General features: G+C 71.0%; 4 protein-coding genes. All 4 read left to right on the plus strand.

What is annotated here, in order from left to right; translation table 11 throughout:
• The first annotated feature begins 224 nt into the window (after nt 1–224).
• The 4 genes from ACFWDO_RS21160 (at nt 225) to pstB (ending at nt 4,240) form a co-directional block, all read left to right on the plus strand.
• Complete coding sequence (locus tag ACFWDO_RS21160) at nt 225–1,337, plus strand: phosphate ABC transporter substrate-binding protein PstS (protein WP_380327171.1); 1,113 nt, start codon at nt 225–227, stop codon at nt 1,335–1,337.
• Nucleotides 1,338–1,448: 111 nt separating this feature from the next.
• Nucleotides 1,449–2,441, plus strand: a complete 993-nt coding sequence (gene pstC, locus ACFWDO_RS21165; RefSeq protein WP_380326994.1) for a phosphate ABC transporter permease subunit PstC — start codon at nt 1,449–1,451, stop codon at nt 2,439–2,441.
• Nucleotides 2,441–3,415, plus strand: a complete 975-nt coding sequence (gene pstA, locus ACFWDO_RS21170) for a phosphate ABC transporter permease PstA (protein ID WP_380326997.1) — start codon at nt 2,441–2,443, stop codon at nt 3,413–3,415. The genes pstC and pstA overlap by 1 nt, the downstream gene beginning before the upstream one ends.
• Before the next feature lie 45 nt (nt 3,416–3,460).
• Nucleotides 3,461–4,240, plus strand: coding sequence for a phosphate ABC transporter ATP-binding protein PstB (pstB, locus tag ACFWDO_RS21175; protein ID WP_380327000.1), 780 nt, complete (start codon nt 3,461–3,463; stop codon nt 4,238–4,240).
• The last annotated feature ends 69 nt before the right edge of the window (nt 4,241–4,309 follow it).

Here is a 4,309-nt window from a genome sequence, read left to right on the forward strand (position 1 = left end):
CGGCGCGCCCGTGGCACCCCGACCAAGGGGACGAACTACCTCGCGATCTTTCGCACTACCTCGGCTCTTCTCGCACCACCCCGGCGGCTGGTGACCAGCCGCCCGCCACTGTTCACCCCTCGTTCACCTGCTCCTGGGCCCCGGGCCACCTTGCCTCCTTAGCGTTCCTGACGAACGCCGGCGCATCGCCGGTGCCACTCCGTGTGAACAGGATGGAACGAGACGTGAAGCTCAGCCGATTCTCCCGTGCTGGATCCGCCGTCGCGGTCGGCGCGCTTGCCCTGACCCTCGCCGCGTGCGGCTCGGACCCGGCGACGCCGGGCGCGGCCTCCACCGACGGCTCGACGGAGGGCAGCACCTCCACCCTCTCCGGTGAGCTCAGCGGTGGCGGAGCCTCCTCGCAGGAGTCGGCCCAGGAGGCCTGGCGCGCCGGCTTCCAGACGGCCAACCCCGACGTCACCGTCAACTACGACCCGGTCGGCTCCGGCGGCGGCCGCACCGGCTTCACCGACGGCTCCTACGGCTTCGCCGGCTCCGACGCGGCGCTGGACGACGACGAGATGACGGCGGCCGAGGCCCAGTGCGGCGACGGCGGCGTCATCGAGTTCCCGGGCTACATCAGCCCGATCGCCGTGGCCTTCAACCTGAAGGGCATCGACTCGCTGAACCTCAAGCCGGAGGTCATCGCGAACATCTTCTCGGGCAAGATCAAGGCCTGGAACGACGACGCGATCGCCGCCGACAACCCCGACGCCGACCTGCCGGACACCGCCATCACCGTGGTGCACCGCTCGGACGACTCGGGCACCACCGAGAACTTCCAGGCGTACCTCTCCGAGGCCGCCCCGCAGGCGTGGGAGCACGAGCCCGACGGCGTGTGGCCGATCGAGGGCCAGGAGTCCGCGCAGGGCACTTCCGGGGTGGTCTCGGCCGCGCAGTCGGGCGAGGGCACCATCACCTACGCCGACGCGTCGCAGGTCTCCGGCCTCGGCACCGTGGCGGTCGGCGTCGGCGACGAGTTCGTCCCGTACAGCGCCGAGGCGGCCTCCGAGGTCGTCGCCCAGTCGCCGCGTGCCGAGGGCACCGCCGACGGCGTGTACTCGATCGACCTCAAGCGCGACGTCGCGGGCGCCTACCCGGTCGTCCTGGTCTCCTACCTGCTGGCCTGCGGCACCTACGCCGACCAGGCGCAGGCGGACCTGGTCAAGGGCTACCTGTCCTACATCGTGAGCGAGGACGGCCAGAAGGTCGCGGCCGACGCCGCGGGCTCGGCGCCGGTGTCCTCGGCCATCCGCGACGCGGTCCTGCCGTCGATCGAGGCGATCAAGGCCGCCTGACCGGGCACGGACCGGCGCGGTCGGGAGAACGCCGCCGGTCGAGCCTGCCGCCGGTCGGGCCCCTGGGCCCGGCCGGCGGCATCACCCACAGCAGGAGAACGAGGAGCACGAGTGACCACCACCGCCAGCCCGCCCGCCGAGCGGGTGCCGGGACGCCCGCGACGCCGACGCCGCACGACCGACCGCGGCTTCAACCGGGCCTTCCGCTGGATCGCCGTCGGTGCGGGCGTCCTCATCCTGGCGGTGCTGGCCGCCGTCGCGGTCTTCCTGCTGCAGCAGGCGTGGCCCGCCCTGACGGCCGGCTCGGACGAGCTGGCCGCGTCGGTGCCGCGCTACCCGAACGACACGTCGCTGCTCGAGTACGTCGGACCGCTCGTGTTCGGCACCCTGCTCGCGGCTGCCCTCGCCCTCGCGCTCGCCACCCCGGTCGCGATGGGGATCGCGCTGTTCATCTCGCACTACGCGCCGCCGAAGCTGTCCCAGGTGCTCGGCTACCTGGTCGACCTGCTCGCCGCGGTCCCGTCGGTCATCTACGGCCTGTGGGGCATCTACGTGCTCGGCCCGGCGGCGCTGCCGCTGTGGGAGTGGCTCAGCTCGGTCCTCGGCTGGTTCCCGCTCTTCGCCGGCCCGGTGTCGCCCACCTCCCGCGTGCTGGCGACGGTGGCCGTCGTCCTCGCGGTGATGATCCTGCCGATCATCACCGCCGTCGCCCGCGAGGTCTTCCTGCAGACGCCGAAGCTCCACGAGGAGGCGGCGCTCGCGCTCGGCGCGACCCGCTGGGAGATGGTGAGGACCGCGGTGCTGCCGTTCGGCCGGTCGGGAGTGATCTCGGCCGCGATGCTCGGCCTGGGCCGCGCCCTCGGCGAGACGATGGCGGTCCTCATGATCCTGTCGCCCGGGTTCCTGTACTCCTTCCGGATCCTCGACAGCGCGCAGCAGCAGACCATCGCCGCGTACATCGCGCTCGACTTCCCGGAGGCGAGCGGCCTCGCGGTGAACACGCTGATCGCCACCGGCCTCGTGCTGTTCGTCATCACGCTGGCCGTCAACATGGGCGCGCGCGCGATCGTGGCGCGGCGCAAGGAATTCTCGGGGGCCAACTGATGAGCACCACCACCGTCGACCCCGTCGGCCCCACCGGCCCTGCCGAGGCCACCGCGCGCACGCGGGCCGCGCTGACCGGCGCGGACGGCGCCCGGCGCCGCAAGGACCGCACGATGACGGTCCTGATCTGGGGCGCGTTCGTCGTCGCGATGGCCCCGCTGGTCTCGCTGATCTGGACCGTGCTGAGCAACGGCGTCGGCCGCATCAGCATGGACTTCCTGACGCTGTCGATGCGCAACATCTTCGGCGGCGACCCGAGCGGCGGCATCTACCACGCCATCGTCGGCACGCTGATCATCACGGCCCTGGCCACGGTGATCTCGGTGCCGATCGGCCTGCTCACCGCCATCTACCTGGTGGAGTACGGCAAGGGCGCGCTCGCCCGCTCGGTGACATTCTTCATCGACGTCATGACGGGCATCCCGTCCATCGTGGCCGGCCTCTTCGCCGTCTCGCTGTTCACCCTGATCCTCGGGCCGGGGGTGCGGATGGGCGTCATCGGCGCCGTCGCCCTGTCGGTGCTGATGATCCCGGTGGTGGTCCGGTCCTGCGAGGAGATGCTCAAGCTCGTCCCGCACGAGCTGCGCGAGGCGTCCTACGCCCTCGGCGTGCCGAAGTGGCTGACGATCGTCAAGGTCGTGCTCCGCACGTCGGTCGCCGGCCTGACGACGGGCATCCTGCTCGCCATCGCCCGCGTGATCGGCGAGACGGCGCCGCTGCTCGTCACCGTGGGCGTCACCGACTCCATCAACTTCGACCCCTTCGAGGGCCGCATGATGACGCTGCCGGTCTTCGCCTACCGCCAGTACAGCCAGGGCCTGGCGACGTGCCCCGGCGGCGCGTCGGCCACGTGCGTCCCCGACATCGCGATCCAGAACGCGTGGGGCGCGGCGCTCGTGCTGATCGTCCTGGTGCTCGCCCTCAACCTCATCGGCCGGCTGGTGAACCGCTGGTTCTCCCCGAAGCTGCGCTGACCCGCAGCCGCCGCCCGCCGCAGCCACACCGAAAAGAGACAGACGATGGCACAGCGCATCGACGTGAAGGACCTCAACATCTACTACGGCGACTTCCTCGCCGTGCAGGACGTGTCGATGACGATCGACCCGAAGTCGGTGACGGCGTTCATCGGCCCGTCCGGGTGCGGCAAGTCGACCTTCCTGCGCACGCTCAACCGGATGCACGAGGTGATCCCGGGCGCCCGCGTGGAGGGCACGGTCGAGATGGAGGGCGTCGACCTGTACGGCGACGACATCGACCCGGTGGCCGTGCGACGCAACGTGGGGATGGTCTTCCAGCGGCCCAACCCGTTCCCGACGATGTCGATCCGCGACAACGTGCTCGCGGGCGTGCGCCTCAACAACCGGCGCCTCGGCAAGGCGGCGGCCGAGGAGCTCGTCGAGACCTCGCTGCGCGGCGCCAACCTGTGGAACGAGGTCAAGGACCGCCTCGACCGCCCGGGGTCGGGCCTGTCGGGAGGGCAGCAGCAGCGGCTGTGCATCGCCCGCGCCATCGCGGTGAAGCCGCAGGTGCTGCTCATGGACGAGCCCTGCTCCGCCCTCGACCCCATCTCGACCCTCGCGATCGAGGACCTCATCGGGGAGCTGAAGCAGGACTACACGATCGTCATCGTGACCCACAACATGCAGCAGGCGGCTCGCGTCAGCGACCGCACGGCGTTCTTCAACATCGCGGGCACGGGCAAGCCGGGCCGCCTGATCGAGATGAACGAGACGTCCACGATCTTCTCGACGCCGTCGCAGCAGGCCACCGAGGACTACGTGTCGGGCCGATTCGGGTGACCGGCGCCTGAGCACCTGAGCCTGACCACCGGACGAACGACGAAGGGGCGGGCCGCAGCGATATCGCTG

This window comes from Isoptericola sp. NPDC060185 (assembly GCF_042728595.1).
Classification (GTDB): domain Bacteria; phylum Actinomycetota; class Actinomycetes; order Actinomycetales; family Cellulomonadaceae; genus Isoptericola.

Coding starts and splice junctions, on each gene's coding strand:
- pstB (WP_380327000.1), top strand. CDS start 3,461: ATGGCACAGCGCATCGACGTGAAGGACCTCAACATCTACTACGGCGAC.
- pstA (WP_380326997.1), top strand. CDS start 2,441: ATGAGCACCACCACCGTCGACCCCGTCGGCCCCACCGGCCCTGCCGAG.